The 19,441-nt window shown below is 59.7% G+C and carries 15 protein-coding genes and 1 pseudogene; 6 read left to right on the top strand and 10 right to left on the bottom strand.

Annotation, left to right across the window (positions count from 1 at the left end; translation table 11 throughout):
* Positions 1-232 precede the first annotated feature (232 nt).
* A complete protein-coding gene (locus E3Z29_RS10095; protein ID WP_098967717.1) occupies positions 233-1,564 on the top strand; it encodes a putative porin in 1,332 nt (443 codons plus the stop codon).
* Positions 1,565-1,747: 183 nt separating this feature from the next.
* Here the strand turns inward: E3Z29_RS10095 and E3Z29_RS10090 are convergent, their stop codons facing one another.
* The 5 genes from E3Z29_RS10090 to aceK form a co-directional block, all read right to left on the bottom strand.
* Positions 1,748-1,981 carry an anti-sigma factor gene (locus E3Z29_RS10090; protein ID WP_098967716.1) on the bottom strand — a complete coding sequence of 78 codons (234 nt, stop codon included), beginning with the start codon at positions 1,979-1,981 and terminating at the stop codon, positions 1,748-1,750.
* A complete protein-coding gene (locus E3Z29_RS10085; RefSeq protein WP_003222662.1) occupies positions 1,975-2,589 on the bottom strand; it encodes an RNA polymerase sigma factor in 615 nt (204 codons plus the stop codon). The genes E3Z29_RS10090 and E3Z29_RS10085 overlap by 7 nt, the downstream gene beginning before the upstream one ends.
* A gap of 106 nt (positions 2,590-2,695) precedes the next feature.
* The gene (locus tag E3Z29_RS10080) at positions 2,696-3,817 is read right to left on the bottom strand and encodes a beta-ketoacyl-ACP synthase III (RefSeq protein ID WP_134785688.1); all 1,122 of its coding nucleotides are present in this window, start codon (positions 3,815-3,817) and stop codon (positions 2,696-2,698) included.
* A gap of 326 nt (positions 3,818-4,143) precedes the next feature.
* The gene (gene hrpA / locus E3Z29_RS10075) at positions 4,144-8,055 is read right to left on the bottom strand and encodes an ATP-dependent RNA helicase HrpA (protein ID WP_134785687.1); all 3,912 of its coding nucleotides are present in this window, start codon (positions 8,053-8,055) and stop codon (positions 4,144-4,146) included.
* Between the two features lie 234 nt (positions 8,056-8,289).
* Entirely contained in the window at positions 8,290-10,011 is a 1,722-nt protein-coding gene (aceK, locus tag E3Z29_RS10070; protein ID WP_095138571.1) for a bifunctional isocitrate dehydrogenase kinase/phosphatase, read from the bottom strand.
* Between the two features lie 409 nt (positions 10,012-10,420).
* Between aceK and E3Z29_RS10065 the strand changes: the two genes are divergently transcribed.
* Positions 10,421-12,046 carry a methyl-accepting chemotaxis protein gene (locus E3Z29_RS10065; RefSeq protein ID WP_098967711.1) on the top strand — a complete coding sequence of 542 codons (1,626 nt, stop codon included), beginning with the start codon at positions 10,421-10,423 and terminating at the stop codon, positions 12,044-12,046.
* Positions 12,047-12,131: 85 nt separating this feature from the next.
* A complete protein-coding gene (locus E3Z29_RS10060; RefSeq protein WP_098967709.1) occupies positions 12,132-13,040 on the top strand; it encodes a DMT family transporter in 909 nt (302 codons plus the stop codon).
* Positions 13,041-13,175: 135 nt separating this feature from the next.
* On the opposite strand, the gene E3Z29_RS10055 is transcribed toward E3Z29_RS10060, so the two are convergent.
* The gene (locus tag E3Z29_RS10055; protein WP_134785686.1) at positions 13,176-14,039 is read right to left on the bottom strand and encodes a DMT family transporter; all 864 of its coding nucleotides are present in this window, start codon (positions 14,037-14,039) and stop codon (positions 13,176-13,178) included.
* 450 nt (positions 14,040-14,489) lie between these two features.
* On the opposite strand from E3Z29_RS10055, the gene E3Z29_RS10050 reads away from it, so the two are divergent.
* Entirely contained in the window at positions 14,490-15,017 is a 528-nt protein-coding gene (locus E3Z29_RS10050) for an N-acetyltransferase (protein ID WP_027614537.1), read from the top strand.
* Positions 15,018-15,052: 35 nt separating this feature from the next.
* Complete coding sequence (locus tag E3Z29_RS29365; protein WP_167734099.1) at positions 15,053-15,211, top strand: hypothetical protein; 159 nt, start codon at positions 15,053-15,055, stop codon at positions 15,209-15,211.
* 58 nt (positions 15,212-15,269) lie between these two features.
* On the opposite strand, the gene E3Z29_RS10045 is transcribed toward E3Z29_RS29365, so the two are convergent.
* Together E3Z29_RS10045 and cysK are read right to left on the bottom strand one after the other, a co-directional pair.
* Positions 15,270-16,208, bottom strand: a complete 939-nt coding sequence (locus E3Z29_RS10045; protein ID WP_027614536.1) for an aspartyl/asparaginyl beta-hydroxylase domain-containing protein — start codon at positions 16,206-16,208, stop codon at positions 15,270-15,272.
* 184 nt (positions 16,209-16,392) lie between these two features.
* Positions 16,393-17,367, bottom strand: coding sequence for a cysteine synthase A (gene cysK / locus E3Z29_RS10040; RefSeq protein WP_041070300.1), 975 nt, complete (start codon positions 17,365-17,367; stop codon positions 16,393-16,395).
* A 127-nt stretch (positions 17,368-17,494) separates the two neighbouring features.
* Here cysK and E3Z29_RS10035 point away from each other — a divergent pair, with 127 nt between their 5' ends.
* Positions 17,495-18,571, top strand: coding sequence for a DUF748 domain-containing protein (locus E3Z29_RS10035; protein ID WP_098967705.1), 1,077 nt, complete (start codon positions 17,495-17,497; stop codon positions 18,569-18,571).
* On the opposite strand, the gene E3Z29_RS10030 is transcribed toward E3Z29_RS10035, so the two are convergent.
* A complete protein-coding gene (locus E3Z29_RS10030; RefSeq protein WP_041070304.1) occupies positions 18,568-19,065 on the bottom strand; it encodes a helix-turn-helix domain-containing protein in 498 nt (165 codons plus the stop codon). The two genes, E3Z29_RS10035 and E3Z29_RS10030, sit on opposite strands and share 4 nt — an antisense overlap.
* A pseudogene (locus E3Z29_RS10025) lies at positions 19,053-19,283 on the bottom strand (DUF4160 domain-containing protein). The gene E3Z29_RS10030 and the pseudogene E3Z29_RS10025 overlap by 13 nt, the downstream one beginning before the upstream one ends.
* Positions 19,284-19,441: the final 158 nt, after the last annotated feature.

Below are 19,441 nucleotides of genomic sequence, written 5' to 3'. Positions count from 1 at the left end.
TATCGCTGCCCTTTGCACACGAGCAATCGGACGACAGCGCTCTAGATCAATAGTTCAGGACAACTTTGTATCGTCATCGACATGACATCACTTAGCCACTGCTCTGTCATAAACCATCGCGATACTCGCTCCTGTTTTTAGAGCGCCGGGTTCTACCCGGACACTGTTTTCCGACGTGCGCGTCGGTGTGCCCCGGATGGTTCTGCCATCCCTCTCATCTTCGGAGATTGCTATGCGTCTTGCTTCCACGAAAACTGCGGCGGCCCTGTGCGGTGGCCTGTTGCTGGCCATGAGCGTTCCGGCCAGTGCTGCAGTCGACGCCAAACTGCTCGACATGCTCAAGGCTAACGGTTCCATTTCCCAGGCGCAGTACGTAGAACTGCAAACTGAACTGGCCAAGGATCAGAAGGCTCAGCAAATCGCGCAGCAGGCGCAGCAAGAGACCAACGAGCAGATCGCGGCGACCGCGAAGAAAACCAATGAGCTGAGCTCCTTCGACCAGAAACTCGCCTGGGCCGCCAAGACCCAGTTCAAGGGCGACGTGCGTTTCCGTCAGGAGACCGTCAAGAACGATGGCGTGCCGAACAGCAAGGACCAGGACCGTCAGCGCATTCGTGCCCGTCTGGGTGCCTACACCGAAATCAACCCGCAGGTGGACACCGGTATCCGTATCGCCACCGGCAGCAGCGACGACGCCCGCTCCACCAACCAGGACCTGAACAACTACTTCGACAAGAAGCAGATCTGGCTCGACCAGGGTTACGTCGACTACCACCCTGACGCAATCAAGAACCTGCACCTGATCGCCGGTAAAATGAACCAGCCGTGGGTGAGCATGGGCGACATCATCTGGGACAGCGACATCAACCCGGAAGGTCTGGCCGTCACCTACAAGTATCCGTTGAACGGCAGCACCGAGCTGTTCGGTAGCGCCGGCCACTACACCCTCAAGGACAACGTCGACGGCGAAGGCGTGCAGTTCAAGCACGACCTGCGTCTGTACGCTGGCCAGTTGGGCGGTCGCTTCGCACTGACCGACAGCCTGAAACTGACCCTGGGTGGCAGCCTCTATTCCTACGACAATGACAAGGACAGCGCCTGCCCGACCACCGGCACCGTCACTGCGCCATGTGCCTTGGCCGTCAACGGCAACAGCCCGAACGAAACCTTCAAACTGTATGAAGGTTTTGGTCAACTGGACATCGCCAACCTGCCAGTACCGCTGTCGATCTACGGTCAGTACGTCAACAACAAAGACGCCAGCAACGACCAGGACACTGGCTGGCTGGCCGGCGTGAAAACCAAGGTTTATGGCTTCGGGATCGACTACAACTACCGCGACGTACAGCGTAACGCGGTGGTCGGTGCCTTCACCGACTCCGACTTCGCCAACGGCTACACCGGTTCGCGCGGCAGCAAGCTGAAAGTCAGCTACGAGCTGGACAAGAACTTCACCCTGGGTGCCACCTACTTCATGGCCAACTCGGACTACACCAACGCCAGCCTGAAGAAGACCGACTCCGACATCAATACGCTGCAATTGGATGCCGAAGCCAAGTTCTAAAACGCGTCACCCTATAGCCTGACGTGGGCGGGACGATCCCCATCATCCGTTCGTTTCGTCCGCGTCGGGCTATTTCTGCAGGAAGCAAAAAAACCAGTAGGAGCTGCCGGAGGTTGCGATCTTTTGATCTTGTTTTTGAGGATCAAAAGATCGCAGCCTTCGGCAGCTCCTACAAGTGAGATTCTATTTTTCCTTACGGCGTTGCTCGGCCAGACGCTCAGCCAGCGCATCCACACCCTCTTGCGGCTTCTCCGGCATCGCCTTCAACGTGGCCTGCATCAAACGCATCTGACGAATGAACCGCCGACAGTTCGGGCAGAACATCAGGTGATGGCGCACCAGCAGTTTCTCGCGAAAGCTCAATTGGCCATCGAGATAATCGCTGGAGCGCGCTACTTGTTCCTTGCAGGTCAGCATTCGCCGGTCTCCTCAAAATGCTCCACCGTGGCGAAGACTTTCAGCCGCGCCCGATGCAGCAGCACACGGACATTGGAGAGCGAGATCTCCAGAAGATTACAGATCTCTTCCAGTTCCAGACCCTGACGTTCGCGCAGCAGCAACACGCTGCTTTGCAGTTCCGACAGGCTGAGCAAGGTGTGCTCAAGGCAATCACGCAATTCACTTTCGGTAAGCAAGGCTTCCGGGGTGTCCTGATGCCAGGCGAATGGCGCCACCAGCCAATGGCCGTCACCGGGCGAAAAACGGTCGTCATCGATGGTGCCGTGGGGTGACGGCAGATCATCCATCAATACTTCGCGGCGGTTTTGTTTGTAGCGGCTCTTGGCCGAGTTGGCGGTGATGGTCAGCAGCCAGGTCTTGAGACTGGAACGACCCTCGAAGCTGCCGATATGGCGCACCACCGAAAGCCAGGCGTCCTGCACCACTTCTTCGACATGGCGCTGGCCGACAATCGCGTAAGCCACGGCGCGCATGGCGCTCTGGTAGGTGCTGACCAGCTCCTTGAAAGCCTTTTGCTCACCCGCGAGCAGACGTTCGAGCAGTTGGGTGTCGTCGGTTGCGGCCATGCACGCCTCGTTTTCAGATGGTCGAAAGCAAAAGATCGCAGCCTGCGGCAGCTCCCACAGAGATCAGTGTAGGAGCTGCCGCAGGCTGCGATCTTTTCAGGCGCACTCAGCGCTTGCGCAGAATCACGCTGCCGATCGAGTAACCGGCGCCGAACGAGCTCAGCACGGCCAGCGAACCGGCGGCCAGATCGTCCTGATATTTGTGGAAGGCAATCACCGAGCCGGCAGAGCTGGTGTTGGCGTAGGTGTCGAGAATCACCGGCGCTTCTTCTTCAGTGGCTTCACGGCCCAACAGCTTGCGCACGATCAGGTGGTTCATGCTCAGGTTGGCCTGGTGCAGCCAGAAGCGCTTGACGTCGCCGACGTTGAGTTGGTTCTCCTCCAGGTGCTCACCGATCAGCTCGGCGACCATCGGGCAGACGTCCTTGAACACCTTGCGGCCTTCCTGCACGAACAGCTTGTCGCGGGCGCCGATGCCCTCTTCCGCGGCGCGGTTGAGGAAGCCGAAGTTGTTGCGGATGTTGTTGGAGAACTTGGTCAGCAGTTTGGTGCTGACCACGTCGAACTGGTACTTGGACGTCGCCAGGTCAGCGCGTTCGATGATCACCGCCGTCGCGGCGTCACCGAAGATGAAGTGGCTGTCGCGGTCACGGAAGTTCAGGTGACCGGTGCAGACTTCCGGGTTGACCATCAGGATCGCCCGGGCCTGGCCCAGTTGCACGCTGTTGGCCGCGGCCTGAATGCCGAAGGTCGCCGAGGAGCAGGCCACGTTCATGTCGAAACCGAAACCCTGAATGCCCAGTGCTTCCTGGACTTCGATGGCGATGGCCGGGTAGGCGCGCTGCAGATTGGAGCAGGCGACGATCACGCCGTCGATGTCGGCGGCGGTCTTGCCGGCACGTTGCAGCGCCTGTTCAGCGGCGCCGATGGCCATCTGGCACAGCACAGACCATTCGTCGTTGGAACGCTCCGGCAGGCGCGGGGCCATGCGCGCAGGATCAAGGATGCCGTCCTTGTCCATGACAAAGCGGCTCTTGATGCCCGAGGCTTTTTCGATGAATGCAGCACTGGATTCGGTCAGCGCCTGGACTTCACCGCTGGCGATGGCGTCGGCATTGTCGGCGTTGAACTGCGCGACGTAGGTATTGAAAGACTGCACCAGCTCTTCGTTGGAGATGCTGTTGGCCGGGGTGTACAGGCCGGTGCCGCTGATGACGACGTTATGCATGGTCGTTTCTCTAATCTGTTCAGGCAGAAAGCGCTGGCACCGACGTACCAACACACAAAGGGTCTGTTCCCGTCCGGGGACGCTGACCTGGCATCGCTTTATTCCGCCACGTGACCCGGCCGAAGGCTCTGGGTCACGAAACCGGCGTTTATGGTCGCGAAGTTTGCCATAAACCCAAGGTTTTGGCGCCTTTCTCAAGCACCACCCCATTTCCCTGTAGGAGTGAGCCTGCTCGCGATTGCGGTGTGTCAGTCAGTATTACGGTGACTGACACACCGCAATCGCGAGCAGGCTCACTCCTACAAGGGATTGTGTAAGGCTCACTGTCAGGCCTCGACCTGACTCCACTGCTTGCTCAGCCGTTTGTCCGAGATCGGCGCTTTCGTCCCCAACTGCTGGGCGAACAGCGACACGCGGTATTCCTCCAGCCACCAACGGTACAGTTCAAGCTGCGGATCGCGTTTGCCTTCCTGGGCATGCTTCGCCGCGCGTGTCTGGTATTGCGCCCAGAGGCCGGCCAGTTCACCGCTCCAGACGCGATCCTTCTGCACTTGCGCACCGAGTTTCTCGAAACGCTGCTCGACCGCCTTCAGATAACGCGGCAACTCTTTGAGCCATTGCATCGGTGTTTCCCGGACGAAACCCGGATACACCAGATGGCTGAGCTGTTGCTTGATGTCGTTAAGCGCCACGGCCTGAGCCAGGTCGATCTTGCCCTTGAAGCGCTTTTGCAGACCGTGCCACAGCTTGAGGATCTCCAGCGTCAGGCGCGCCACGCGCTCGGCATGTTCGGTCCAGCTGCCGCGTTTGCGCTCGGCCAATGCGGCGAGCCCGGCGCCGTCACGCGGCAGCGGGTCTTCGCCTTCCAGGATGCAGCTGTCGAGGCTGGCCAGCAGAATGTCTTCGACCAGCGCATCCACTCGGCCCAGCTCGCGATAGAGCAGGCCCAACTCGGTGATACCCGGCAGTTTGCTGCGCAGGAACTTCGCCGGCTCCGCCAGTTGCTGCAGCAGCAGCCGTTGCAAGGCGCGGCGATGCTGGAACTCAGCTTCGGCCGGGGTCGAGAACCGCCCTTCCTTGACCGTGCCGCCCTCTTCCACCAGCGCCGGATAGACCGTCATCGACAATCCGGCAATCTTCTGCTGGGTCTTTTCCGCCACCGGGGCGAAGACCTTGGCCTCCACCGGTTGCTGACTTTTCGCACTCTGCGGCACGGCCAAAGCCGCCTGGCTGGCTTCGGCAAAACGCGCGGTCAGCTCGGCCAGGTCGCGGCCCTCGCCGAGGAACTTGCCCTGGCCGTCGACGATTTCCAGGTTCATCCGCAGATGGCTTTCGACCTGCTGCGCGGCTTCCGCCCATGCTTCATCGCTGACGCGCGCACCGGTCATGCGCAGCAACTCGCGACCGAGCGCTTGCGGCAATGAGCCTTCAGCGAAGGTCATGCGCTGCAACGCCGCCTTGATGAAATCCGGCACCGGCACGAAGTTCTTGCGCAAGGCTTTCGGCAGATTGCGCACCAGCGCAATGCACTTGGCCTCGATCAGCCCCGGCACCAGCCATTCCAGACGTTCCGGTGGCAGCATCGGCAGCAGCGGTGCCGGCACGCGCAGGGTCACGCCGTCGCGCGGGTGATTGGGTTCGAAGTGATAACTGAGCGCCAGTTCCAGATCACCGATGTGCAGCGTGTCCGGGTAGTCGCGCGCGGTGACCTCACTGGCCTCGCGGGCCAGCACGTCTTCTTCGCGCATGATCAGCAATTGCGGGTCTTTCTGGCTGTTGACCCGATACCAGCTGTCGAAGGTCGCGGTCTGATGAATCTCCGCCGGCAAGCGCGCATCGTAGAACGCGTACAGGGTTTCTTCGTCAGCGAGAATGTCGCGGCGCCGAGCCTTGGCTTCCAGCTCGTCGAGCTGTTCGAGCAACTGCTTGTTGGCGGTCAGGCACTTGGCTTTCGACTGAATCTCGCCACGCACCAGACCTTCGCGGATAAACAGCTCACGCGAGACCAGCGGATCCACCGGGCCGTAATGCACCGGGCGGCGACCCACCACGATCAGCCCGAACAGGGTGATCTGCTCGTAGGCCACGACCTGGCCGCGCTTCTTCTCCCAGTGCGGTTCGAAATGGTTTTTCTTGATCAGGTGCCCGGCCAGCGGCTCGATCCAGTCGGCATCGATCTTGGCGACCATGCGCGCGTAAAGCTTGGTGGTTTCCACCAGTTCGGCAGTCATCAGCCACTGCGGACGTTTCTTGCCGATGCCCGACGACGGATGAATCCAGAAGCGCCGCTGCCGGGCGCCGAGGTAATCGCCGTCCTCGGTTTTCTGGCCGATCTGGCTGAGCAGACCGACCAATACCGCTTTGTGCAGTTTCGGGTAATCCGCCGGCTCTTTATTGAGGCTCAACTGCATGTCGCGGCAGATCAGACTCAACTGGCGATGGGAATCACGCCACTCGCGCAGACGCAGATAATTGAGGAAATTCTTCCGGCACCAGTTGCGCAGCGGGCTGGCGGTCAGCGCCTGGCGTTGCTCTTCAAAACCGCGCCACAGATTGACCAGTCCGGCGAAGTCCGAATCGCTGTCTTTCCATTGTGCGTGGGCCTGATCGGCTGCTTGCTGACGCTCCGGCGGACGCTCGCGCGGGTCCTGAATCGACATGGCGCTGGCGACGATCAGCACTTCCTGCAAGCTGCCGAGTTTTGCCGCTTCCAGCAACATGCGGCCCATGCGCGGGTCCACCGGCAGACGCGCCAGTTGGCGACCGAGCGGAGTCAGCTGGCTGTTGCGATCCACCGCCGAGAGCTCTTGCAGCAGGTTGAAACCGTCGCTGATCGCCTTGCCGTCCGGCGGCTCGATGAACGGGAACGCGGTGATCTCACCGAGGCGCAGGTGCAGCATCTGCAAGATCACGGCAGCAAGGTTGGTACGCAGAATTTCCGGATCGGTGAATTCCGGGCGACCGAGGAAGTCTTCTTCGCTGTACAGGCGCACGCAGATCCCCGGCTCGACCCGGCCGCAACGACCCTTACGCTGATTGGCGCTGGCCTGGGAAATCGCTTCGATCGGCAGGCGCTGGACCTTGGCGCGATAGCTGTAGCGACTGATGCGCGCGGTGCCGCTGTCGATCACGTAACGGATGCCCGGCACGGTCAGCGAGGTCTCGGCAACGTTGGTCGCCAGCACCACGCGCCGCCCCGGATGCGACTGGAAAATCCGCTGCTGTTCGGCCGGCGACAGGCGCGCGTACAGCGGCAGGATTTCCGTGTGTTTGAGCTGGGCCTTGCGCAGCATGTCGGCGGCATCGCGGATCTCGCGCTCGCCGGGCAGGAACACCAGCACATCGCCGGGACTGCGGCGTTCGCTGCGCTCGTAGGCGGCAATTTCGTCGAGGGTGGCGAGGATCGCCTGATCCACGGTCAGGTCGTCTTCGACACGGTTGCCCTCTTCATCCTGCTCCAGGGTCAGCGGGCGATACCAGGTGTCTACCGGGAAGGTGCGACCGGACACCTCGACGATCGGCGCATCGTCGAAATGCTTGGAGAAGCGCTCCAGATCGATGGTCGCCGAGGTGATGATGACCTTCAGATCCGGACGACGCGGCAGCAGGGTTTTCAGGTAACCGAGCAAGAAGTCGATGTTCAGGCTGCGCTCGTGGGCTTCGTCGACGATGATCGTGTCGTAGCGCTCGAGGTAGCGGTCGTTCTGGGTTTCCGCCAGCAGGATGCCGTCAGTCATCAGTTTGATCAGGGTGTTGGCATCGCTCTGATCCTCGAAGCGCACCTGATAGCCAACCAGCGAACCGAGCGGTGTGCCGAGTTCTTCGGCGACCCGGCTGGCGACACTGCGCGCAGCGATTCGGCGTGGCTGGGTGTGGCCGATCAAGCCATGCTGGCCGCGACCGATTTCCAGGCAGATTTTCGGCAACTGGGTGGTTTTACCCGAGCCGGTTTCGCCGGCAATGATCAGCACCTGATGCTTCTCCAGCGCTGCCTTGATTTCGTCGCGCTTGGCGGCGATCGGCAGGCTGTCGTCGTAACGAATCACTGGCAGGCTGGCACGGCGCGCCAGCACCTGATCACAGGACGCCTGCATGCGCGCCACCCACTGGGCCAGTTTGGCCTCGTCGGGTTTCTTGCGCAGCTCGAGCAACTGCCGCCGCAGCCGGTGACGGTCGGCGAGCATGGCGTGATCGAGGTTTTTCAGCAGTTTGTCGATGGAGGGCGATTCGTCGGTCATCGGGTACGCAATTCGGTCGTCTGTTTATGCAGGGGGGCGATTGTCGCAGATTTGCGTCACTGAACACGACTGCGAGGTGCTTTTGTGGCGAGGGGATTTATCCCCGATCGGCTGCGCAGCAGTCGCCGACTGGATATGAAAGTCGCTCTGAAGCGTCTGAGTTGAATGGTTTTGGGGGGTGCTTCGCACCCCATCGGGGATAAATCCCCTCGCCACAATGTGTTTACCTGGGAGTCATTCGTTATCCAGACCTTTGCGGCGGTAAGGGAAGACGTCGATGACTTTGCCGGCGCGAATCGCCTCTTGCAAACCCTTCCAGTAATCGGCGTTATACAACTCGCCATGCAGTTGATCGAACAGTTTGCGCTGCCCGGCATCGGCGAACAGGAAAGGCGGAAACTCTTCCGGGAACACATCCAGCGGCCCGATCGAGTACCACGGTTCGGAGGCCATTTCGTCCTCGGGGGTGCGCGGCGCGGGGATGTGGCGGAAGTTCGCTTCGGTCAGGAAGCAGATCTCGTCGTAGTCGTAGAACACCACTCGGCCGTGACGAGTGACGCCGAAGTTCTTCAGCAACATGTCGCCGGGAAAGATGTTGGCCGCCGCCAGTTGCTTGATCGCCAGGCCGTAGTCCTCCAGCGCCTCGCGCACCTGCGCTTCATTGGCGTTTTCCAGATAGAGGTTGAGCGGGGTCATCCGGCGCTCGGTCCAGCAGTGGCGGATCAGCACCGTATCGCCTTCGACCGAGACCGTCGACGGCGCGACTTCCAGCAGTTCTTCCAGGCACGCCGGATCAAACTTGCTCAGCGGAAAACGGAAGTCGGCGAACTCCTGGGTATCGGCCATGCGCCCGACCCGGTCGACACTTTTCACCAGACGATATTTTTCGATCACCGTCGCCCGGTCGACGTTTTTCGACGGTGAGAAACGGTCCTTGATGATCTTGAACACGGTGTTGAAGCCCGGCAGGGTAAACACGCTCATGACCATGCCGCGCACGCCGGGGGCCATGATGAACTGGTCGTCGGTGTTGGCCAGGTGATTGATCAGCGCCCGGTAGAACTCGGATTTGCCGTGCTTGTAGAAACCGATCGAGGTGTACAGCTCAGCGATGTGCTTACCCGGCAGGATACGCCGCAGGAAACCGATGAACTCCGCCGGCACCGGCACATCGACCATGAAATACGAACGGGTGAAGGAGAAGATGATCGACACGTCGGCTTCGTCGGTGATCAACGCGTCGATCTGAATCCCGCGGCCCTCGCGGTGCAGCAATGGAATCACCAGCGGCCACTGCTCGTCGCGGGTGTAGATACGCCCGACCAGATACGCGCCCTTGTTGCGGTACAACACCGAGGAAAACAACTCGACGCTCAGCTCCGGATCCTTGCACACCCAGTCCGGCAAATTCTCGCGCAGTTGCGACTCGAGGCGCTGCAGGTCGCCGGGCAAATCGGCGTAATCCTCGCTGAAGCGGTAGTCGGCAAAGATGCTGGCGAGCATTGATGACAATTGGCCCTGCGGCTTGTAGGTGCGGGTTTGTGCGGCCCGGGCGCGGCGCAGGCTCGGCCGAGTGGTGTGGATGAACATGCAGCCGTCGCTGATCAGGTCGTGACTGAACAGCCCGCAGAAAATCGAGTTGTACCAGGTCTCGGACAGTTCATCGTCGAAACGCAGGTCGATGACACTGATGTAAGCGCTTTTCACCAGCGGCCAACTGCCGACATTCATCAGCGTCTCGTCGTCGAAATGCTCGCGCAGGCGGGCGATGGTTTCGCCGACCTTTTCTTCGTAGAGATTGATCCGCGCTGCCGACGCGGTCTGCGTCTCCTGCCAGCGCGCCTGCTCGAAGCGCTCGCGCGCACCGTCGGTGATCCGCCGGAAATGCTCGCGGTAATCGTCAAAGCCATCGAGGATCATGCGGGCGATGTCGGTGGCTGGCCATTGCTGCGGCATAGAGGAGACCTCGGCGTGCAAGTGGAAATCTGTGCCTGAGCTTAGCCACGGATGCATGCGCAGGAGAAGTGCAATTTCTGCCAAAAGCGCGGCAGGGTTGTACAGCGACACAGTTTTTATCAAAGTTTTTTGAGTCGACCGTTCGGTCAATTAACCGCCCTCTCAGTCTCGCCTGCCGCCCCGCGCCAGCCCGCGAATTCCCTGGGATTCGGATCCAATCCCTGCCCCACCGCTCTGGCTCGCGGTTTTACCGCTGCGTTCCCGCCTGTCGATGAAAGAGAAGAACTGCTCACAGATTGGTCTTACCAAAATAGTGGCACTTTGATATACAGCCCGCCAGTACCCGCCTCACAACAAGATCCTCGGCCCACGAGGACGACCTCTTCCTCATAGATCAAGGAGCACATTGATGTCTATCCGCAATCTGCGCATCGGTTTGCGCGCCAGTTTGAGTTTTGCCGTATTGGCCGCCCTGCTGGTGGTGGTCGGCCTGTTCGGCCTGGGCCAGATGAAAAATCTGCGTGAGAGCGCAACGGTGATCGAGGAATCGTGGATGCCCAGCATCGAGAGCATTCACGATGCGGCGGCGAACATCGCCAACATCCGCCTCGAATCCCTGCGCCTGATCACCAGCACCCAGCCGGCGGTACGCGACACAAGCAAAGGCCTCATCAAGGTGCAGCGCGAAGAATTGTCGAAGCGCCTGAAGGACCACACCGCTCTACTGGCCAGCGATGCGGAACGGGCGATGCTCGACGGGTTGAATAGCGACGTCGCCAAGTACATGAGCATCCTGGACCAGATCATCGCTCAGATCGACGCCGGGCAAAGTGAACAGGCCTATGCCCGTCTGAACAATGAACTGGCGCCACAGGGCCGGATCCTCGACAAGGCGCTGGAGCAGATGATCAGCGTCAACCAGCAAGGCGCCGACAGCGCCGCCGAGGCTGCTGCCGGGGTTTATCAGCAGGCGCTGTGGATTGTCGCGACCATCATCGTTGTCGCCCTGATCGCCACCCTGCTGCTGGCCTGGCTGCTGACCCGCAGCATCACCGCACCGATCAATCAAGCCCTGTCCGTCGCGCAAAAAATTGCCGCCGGCGACCTCAGCGGCCAGATTGCCGATCACGGTAGCGATGAGGCGGCGCAGTTGCTCAGCGCCCTCGCCGAGATGCAGAACAACCTGCGCTCGACCATCCGGGGCATCAGCGAATCGGCGCAGCAACTGGCCTCCGCCGCCGAAGAAATGAGCTCGGTGATGGAGCAAAGCACCCGTGGCCTGCAGCAGCAGAACGATCAGATCGAACAGGCCGCCACCGCCGTCACCGAGATGAGCACGGCGGTGGATGAAGTTGCGGCCAACGCAGTGTCCAGCGCCGAGGCCTCCGAAGCCTCGAACGAGGACAGCAAACACGGGCATGTGCAGGTCAGCGAGACCATCAGCTCGATTCAGGAACTGGTCAGCGCGGTGCTCGGTGCGTCGGAGCAGGCCGAAGGCCTCGCCACTCAGGCTCAGGACATCAGCAAGGTGCTCGAGGTGATTCGCGGCATCGCCGGGCAAACCAACCTGCTGGCCCTCAACGCCGCCATCGAAGCGGCGCGCGCGGGTGAGGCCGGACGCGGTTTTGCGGTGGTCGCCGATGAAGTGCGTTCGCTGGCGCAACGCACGCAGAACTCCACCGAAGAAATCGAGCTGATGATCAGCAGCATCCAGCAAGGCACCGGCGCCACCGTCGGCGCCTTGCAAAGCAGTGCCGAGCAGGCCAGCCACACGTTGCGCCGGGCCAACAGTGCCGGTCAGGCACTGGAGAAAATCACCGCGTCGATCTCGCAGATCAACCAGCGCAACCTGGTGATCGCCAGCGCGGCCGAGCAGCAAGCGCTGGTGGCGCGCGAGGTTGATCAGAATCTGGTGACCATCCGCGATCTCTCGACCCAGACCGCCGCCGGCGCTACCCAGACCTCCGCTGCCAGTCAGGAACTGTCGCGCCTGGCGATCGACCTCAACGGCCTGGTGACGCGCTTCGTGCTCTGAATGAAAAATTAAATGCCCGATTGACGGTTGCCATCGACAGGGCGCTCGGCAACACTCTCGTCCCGATCAAGGAAGGAGTGCCATCGTGAGCGCTGTCGATATTTTCCGCATGCTGTCGCTGGCAGCCATCTGGGGCGCGAGCTTCCTGTTCATGCGCATTATTGCGCCGGTGATCGGCACCATTCCGACCGCGTTCTTTCGGGTGTCGATTGCTGCCGTCGGTCTGCTGGTGATTCTCGGGCTGATGCGCATCAGCTGGGATTTCAAGGGCAAACTGAAAACGGTGATGTTGCTGGGCGTTATCAACTCGGGGATTCCGGCGACGTTGTATTCGGTGGCGGCGCAAGTGTTGCCGGCCGGTTACTCGGCAATCTTCAACGCCACCACGCCGTTGATGGGCGTGTTGATTGGCGGGCTGTTTTTCAGCGAAAAACTCACTGTCGCGAAACTGACCGGGGTGTTTCTCGGCTTGTTCGGTGTCGGCGTGCTGACGCGCGCAGGTCCGGTCGCGTTCGATCTGCAATTGCTGATGGGCGCCCTCGCCTGCCTGCTCGCTACCACTTGCTACGGCTTCGCCGGGTTCCTCACGCGGCGCTGGCTGGATCACAGCGGCGGGCTCGACAGTCGTCTCTCGGCCGTGGGCAGCATGCTCGGCGCCTCGCTGTTTCTGTTGCCACTGTTCGGCTACAGCGTGATCACCGCCCCTCCGGCAAGCTGGGGTGGGTGGAATGTCTGGCTGTCGCTGCTGGGCCTGGGTCTGGGCTGCACGGCGTTCGCCTACATCATCTATTTCCGCCTGCTCAGCTCCATCGGCCCGGTCAAATCGATGACCGTGACCTTCATGATTCCGGCGTTCGGCGTGTTGTGGGGCGCATTGTTGCTGGATGAACCGCTGTCGATGGCGCACCTGTATGGCGGGGTGTTGATTGCGCTGGCGTTGTGGCTGGTGTTGAAGCCGGCGGTGGTGAAGCCCGCTGCCGTAACCGTCCGCTGATTTGCGGCGTTAACAAGTCAGTCTTCGCGAGCAAGCCCGCTCCCACAGGAGGAATGCATTCCAATGGTGGGAGCGGGCTTGCTCGCGAAGAGGCCGGCCCAGACACTGAAAATGCCCGGGTTGGCCTGAAGGTTTTCAAGCAGTTTTACGGAACACAAACGCCAGCCCGACGATGATCAACAGCATCCCCAGCACACTCAACGCCGCCAGACGATTGCCGAAAATCAGGTAATCCATCACCGCCGTCACCGCCGGTACCAGATAGAACAGACTGGTGACATTCACCAGATTGCCCCGGGCGATCAGGCGATAGAGCAACAGTGTCGCCAACACCGACACCACCAGTCCCATCCACAACACCGGCACGATGAAACCCGTGCTCTGTTCAAAGTGGAACGGCTGAAATGGCACAAATATCCCGCACAACAACAGCCCGGCCAGATACTGCACCGGCAATGTGCCGAGGGGATTGTCGGTGATGCGCTTCTGCATGATCGAGCCCACCGTCATGCTCGCCAGCGCCAACAGACCGAACAGCATCCCTGCCCAGGACATCCCCGCCAGTCCGATCCCCTGATAAACCACCATGATCAGCCCGGCCAGCCCCAGCGCGAGGCCGAACATCCGGCTCGCCGAGCGCTGCCGCTCTATCAACACGACAGTGAGGATCGGCTGTACGCCCATGATGGTCGCCATCACCCCCGGCGTGACTCTGGTGTTCAGGGCCAGCAGATAGAAAATCTGATACGCCCCCAACAACACCACGCCCGTTGCAATCGCAAACAGCATCGGCCGACCGCCCTTGGGCAGCTTCAACTTGAGCAGCGGCGTCAACAGCAACAGCCCGCACAGCGCGATCACAAAGCGCATCAGCAGAAAGGCAAAGGGTGACGCATGGGCCAGGCCCCATTTGGAGAAGATTGCCCCGCTGCTCCACAGTAGAACGAACAGGCTCGTGGACGTCGCCGTGAGCGCGGATTTTTTCGAAAGGACAAACATGAATACCACCTGTAGTCAGGCAAATAGCCAACTCAGCCGAGGCTGAAATTCAGTAGGTTTTCTGGCGAGCGCAGGGGTCAGCAGAGAATGCCGATCAGCCCGAAACGCCAACGCCCGGCGGTGATACGACGGCGCACACCGGCGTGCTACTGACAGGTGGAGGGTAATGACTGATCTGCCCAGGCTGCTGATTCCCGCACGGCACGACGCCAGCGTTGACCGCTGAATCGACTACCGCGTTGATGAGGGATGCAGGCATTGGGGCTGATCTTTTTTGAAGGGTTTGGAGAGTGAATCAGATGATTCACGAGCGCCGACTATAACCAGCGTGGGACATGGATTGCAATGATTTGGACAAAGGGCCAGCAGGGACAGTTGGCCGCGAGGTGATTAGGCTGAAGAGCAACGGATAGGCCCATTGATGGGGAGACAGGGAATGCTCGGGATCACATGCCAAGGGAACGGACGAATTTGCGGTATCAGTTGTACAAGTCGCAGGCCAGGAAACAGGCAAGCATCGCCAAAGCTCTATTGCAGCTACCAGCGCGGCAAGACTTGTCGAAAGTACGCTTCGAACCCATCGACGCCATAGCACTGAGCGCGTTCGAGCTCTGGGAGAATCCACTTTTTTGCTGGCGAGAGGTTGCCGCATGGAAATCACGAGAACCCCTGTCCCTGGATATCGCGATCTGGTTCGAAGAACAGCTCTGCGGACTGTGCTTCGTCAATCCGAACAAAAGCCGCCAACGTATTCGAATCGTACGATTGGAAGGGCGACCCGGAGATTCTCACCCGCTGAAAAATCGTATCGGGACCTTGGCGATGATGGTCATCGATGAGTTCGCCCAAATAGTCGGCAGCAAGTTCATTGAAGTCCAGGAGCCAATGCAGGGCGCAATTCCTGTTTATACAAAGCTCGGCTTCAAATTTGATTTGGAAGGTCGTCTTGTCCTAGCAGTGGAGAGTAAAGTATCGTGAAAACAGTTCAAGTAATGATCAATGAGGGAGGGAGCATGCGCAAATCAGTCAAGAAATCCCCCGCTAAGAAAAGATCAATCAAAACAGAAGAAAAGATTGTGTCATCCGGGCTATCAGCCAATCAGCAGCGCTTTCTGCAGTTACTGATTACAGGCATTGAAGACGAACCCAACGTTCTCGCCGGGCGCCGCTGACTCACAGACAATAAAAAACCGCTCACAAGGAGCGGTTTTTTCATTTCAACATCCGGCTTCAACCAAACAGCCAATACCCCAGCAACGTCAACACTACCACTGCCAATACCGGACGCAGGATGCGGTAGGCCTTGGGATTGCGGCGTTTCCACTGTTTGACCACGCCGCTGAACCGGTCGCTGAAGTTCTTGCTCCAGGCGTAGGCCTGGTTGATGCCGCCGACACGTTCATCATCAAGGTTCTGCGGCGCGGTGGCGCGGCCCAGCCAGGCGCTGATGGCGCGATTGATGCGGGTCATCAGGCGGTTGCTCAGCGGGCGTTCGACATCGCAGAACAGGATGACGCGGGTCTGTTCGGTCTCGTTCTTGACCCAGTGCACGTAGGTCTCATCGAACATCACGTCTTCACCGTCACGCCAGGCGTAGACCTGACCATCAACGAAGATCCGGCAATCGTCGGAGTTCGGTGTCGACAGGCCCAAGTGATAACGCAGCGAGCCGGCAAACGGGTCACGGTGCGGGTTCAGATGGCTGCCACCCGGCAACAGCGCGAACATCGCGCCTTTGACGTTAGGGATCGCACTGACCAGCGCCACGGTCTTCGGGCACAGGGTTTCGGCCGACGGCAGCGGTTTGTCGTACCACTTGAGGTAGAAACGTTTCCAGCCCTTCTTGAAGAACGAGCCGAAACCGGCGTCATTGTTCTTCTCGGCGGCGCGGATGTAGCCCTCGTCGAACAGGTGCATGGCTTCGTCGCGAATGGTTTCCCAGTTATCGCGCAACACATCCAGCTCCGGAAACTTGCTGCGATCCAGATACGGTTTGGAGGGAACGCCGGAGAACAGGTACATCAGCGCGTTGTACGGGGCGAACAGCGCCGAGTGGTTGACGAACTGACGCAGTACCGGCAGACGCGCCTTGCCGCGCAAATGCACATAGAGGATGCTGCCCACAAACAGCAGCAACACCAACACCTTGGCGGCTAACGAAAAGGTCATCAACGACTCCTTGAATAAAGACAACGCTGCGCAATGCCCATTACCCGGCATGGCAGCCGGCCATGATAAACACTACCGGCCTCGGGAAAAACCCGCTGAACCCAAGATTCAGTGTTAAGAATTGCGCAACAAAGCATTTATTAGCATAACGATCCTGAACCCTGGCTGATCTGAGTCAATTCGACTACTGCTGATTCTCCTGCTCGGTGAACAGATCGCTGAACAGCATGCTCGACAGATAGCGCTCACCGGAGTCCGGCAAAATCACCACGATGGTCTTGCCCTGCATTTCAGGCTTCTCGGCTAAACGCACTGCCACGGCCATGGCCGCGCCGCAAGAGATACCGCACAAAATCCCTTCTTCCTGCATCAGGCGCAGCGCCATGGCCTTGGACTCGTCGTCAGTGACCTGCTCCACCCGGTCGACCATCGACAGATCGAGGTTCTTCGGCACGAAACCCGCGCCAATCCCCTGAATCTTGTGTGGGCTCGGCTTGATCTCTTCACCCGCCAGCGCCTGGCTGATGACCGGCGAAGACACCGGCTCCACTGCCACCGACAGAATCGGTTTGCCCTGGGTATTCTTGATATACCGCGAAACGCCGGTGATGGTTCCGCCGGTCCCGACGCCAGCCACCAGCACATCGACGGCGCCATCGGTGTCGTTCCAGATTTCCGGGCCGGTGGTTTTTTCGTGGATCGCCGGGTTGGCCGGGTTATCGAACTGCGACGGCATGAAGTATTTGCCAGTGTCGCTGGCAACAATTTCGGCAGCCTTCTCGATCGCGCCTTTCATGCCCTTGGCCGGTTCGGTCAGGACCAGCTCTGCGCCGAGGGCCTTGAGCACCTTGCGCCGCTCGATGCTCATTGATGCCGGCATGGTCAGCATCAATTTGTAACCACGGGCGGCGGCAACGAAGGCCAGACCGATGCCGGTATTGCCCGACGTCGGCTCGACGATGGTCATGCCCGGCTTGAGTTTGCCGCTGCTTTCGGCGTCCCAGATCATGTTCGCGCCGATCCGGCACTTGACCGAATAACCGGGGTTGCGCCCCTCGATCTTGGCCAGAATGGTCACGCCACGCGGCGCGATACGGTTGATCTGCACCAGCGGCGTGTTGCCGATGGAATGGGCGTTGTCAGCGAAAATACGGCTCATGGCTGGGTCCTTATGCAGCGTTGAATTCAGCCTTTCAAGGTATGCCTGTTGCCGGGCGCAGTCCAGTCGGGTCGAACGTCTGCGCCGCGCCACAGTCAATCGCTTACATCGTTCGGGAATTGTTGCCATGAAGCGTCGTTATAGCTGGCCAATAGGGATTTTTGCCGTCGTGGTTGTGCTGCTGATCGCCCTGCACATCGCCCTGCCCTACGTGGTGCGCGATTACCTGAACGGCAAACTGGCCGACATGGGTGACTACCGCGGCCAGGTCACCGACGTCGATCTGGCCCTGTGGCGCGGCGCCTACCGGATCAACGGCCTGAAGATCGTCAAGGTCGACGGCAAGGTGCCGGTGCCGTTCGTCAACGCGCCCGTGATCGATCTGGCGGTCAGCTGGCATTCGCTGTGGTACGACCATGCCGTGGTGGCGCAGGTGCAATTCTTCAATCCCGAGATCAACTTCGTCGATGGCGGCCCCAACAAGCAGAACTCGCAGACTGGTAAAGGCACCGACTGGCGGGCGCAACTGGGCAAGTTGCTGCCGATCACTCTCGACGAGGTGCAGATCCACGACGGCAAGATCACTTTCCGCAATTTCAACTCCAAACCGCCGGTCAACATGAACGCCAGCAACGTCGAGGCGAGCATCTACAACCTGACCAACGTGGTCGACAAACAGGGCAAGCGCGATGCCCGCTTCGAAGGCAAGGCCAAGCTGCTCGGCCACGCACCACTGGAAACCACGGCCACTTTCGATCCGCTGAGCAATTTCGAGGACTTCCAGTTCCGCCTGCGCGCCCGCGACATCGAACTCAAGCGCATGAACGACTTCGCCTCGGCCTACGGCAAGTTCGACTTCAACGCCGGCCACGGCGACGTGGTCATCGAAGCCCAGGCGAAAAAAGCCCAGGTCACTGGCTACATCAAACCGCTGCTGCGCGACGTCGAAGTGTTCAACTGGCAGCAGGACGTGGAGAACAAGGACAAGAGCATCTTCCGCTCAGTCTGGGAGGCCATCGTCGGCGGCACGGAAACCGTGCTGAAGAACCAGGCCAAGAATCAGTTCGCCACCAAGGTCGAACTCAGTGGCAACGTGCATCAGCAAAATATCAGCGCATTCGAAGCGTTTTTGCAGATTTTGCGCAATGGCTTCATTCAGGCATTCAATGCGCGGTATGAGCGGCCTAAGCCGGATGCGGGCTAGTTCTTACGATTAACGACATATCGACCAGATTCTTCAGCCGCCAGCGTGGACTTTTGCTGCAATGAGTCCCAACCAAGACAAGCCAAGGCTAATGACCTTGGCACCGCCTCCCGCCCATTACTGTATCGGCTGATGCTGCGGGCACTGACACCCAGCGCCTCGGCTGCCTGATTCAGTGAGAGTCCGGTACGTGCACGCCAATCGATGAAAATCCGAGTGTTTTCATCGACAGTGTTTTGGGCCAGCGCATCCATATAAAGCGTGTCTGCGCCAATCTGTATATCGGGCTCAAGCCATTCGACCGTCCAGCCATTGTCGTCAAGGGTCGCAGCCGCAAACACTTCGGGATCAAGCAATGGTTGCAGACCTGGATAAGCGTGGATGTCTCGGCTCAGGTCAAGGGTCAGATCCTGACCATCAATAAAGGTCAGTTTCAATCGAAAACCTGACAGTGCCTGCACAGCCGTCAGACGAGGCCTTTTCATGGGTAACATCGTTTCCAGTCCTCCAGCAGTTGCACTTGATGAGCCGCAACCCAAGCCAGCGCTTCCTTGATAATCAGCGGCGGTGCCTTGCCCGTCATGACTTCGACGGTTTCAAGGCTCAGCATCACGTCCACTCCGCCACCGATCAAGTGGACATGGGGTGGCGGGTGATCCTTCTCACGTCACTGAATGCGGTATTTGTCGCGAAATCGGTATTTAGTCGTCATGCCCGACAGGCTATCGCCAAATCGGCGATACCTGAATACTGGCCTCTGGCCGAAACCGAGTCAACATGTGACGCTCCATTCAGAGACTGAATAAGCCGTCTGCGTTCACAGTCGACCGGGCTGCGCGTTATAGTCGGGGCATCCGATTTTTTCGCCCC

Source organism: Pseudomonas sp. S150 (assembly GCF_004526365.1).
GTDB classification, from domain to species: domain Bacteria; phylum Pseudomonadota; class Gammaproteobacteria; order Pseudomonadales; family Pseudomonadaceae; genus Aquipseudomonas; species Aquipseudomonas putida_A.
The sequence above is the reverse complement of the archived record's forward strand: the minus strand, read 5'-3'. Positions and strand labels throughout refer to the sequence as shown.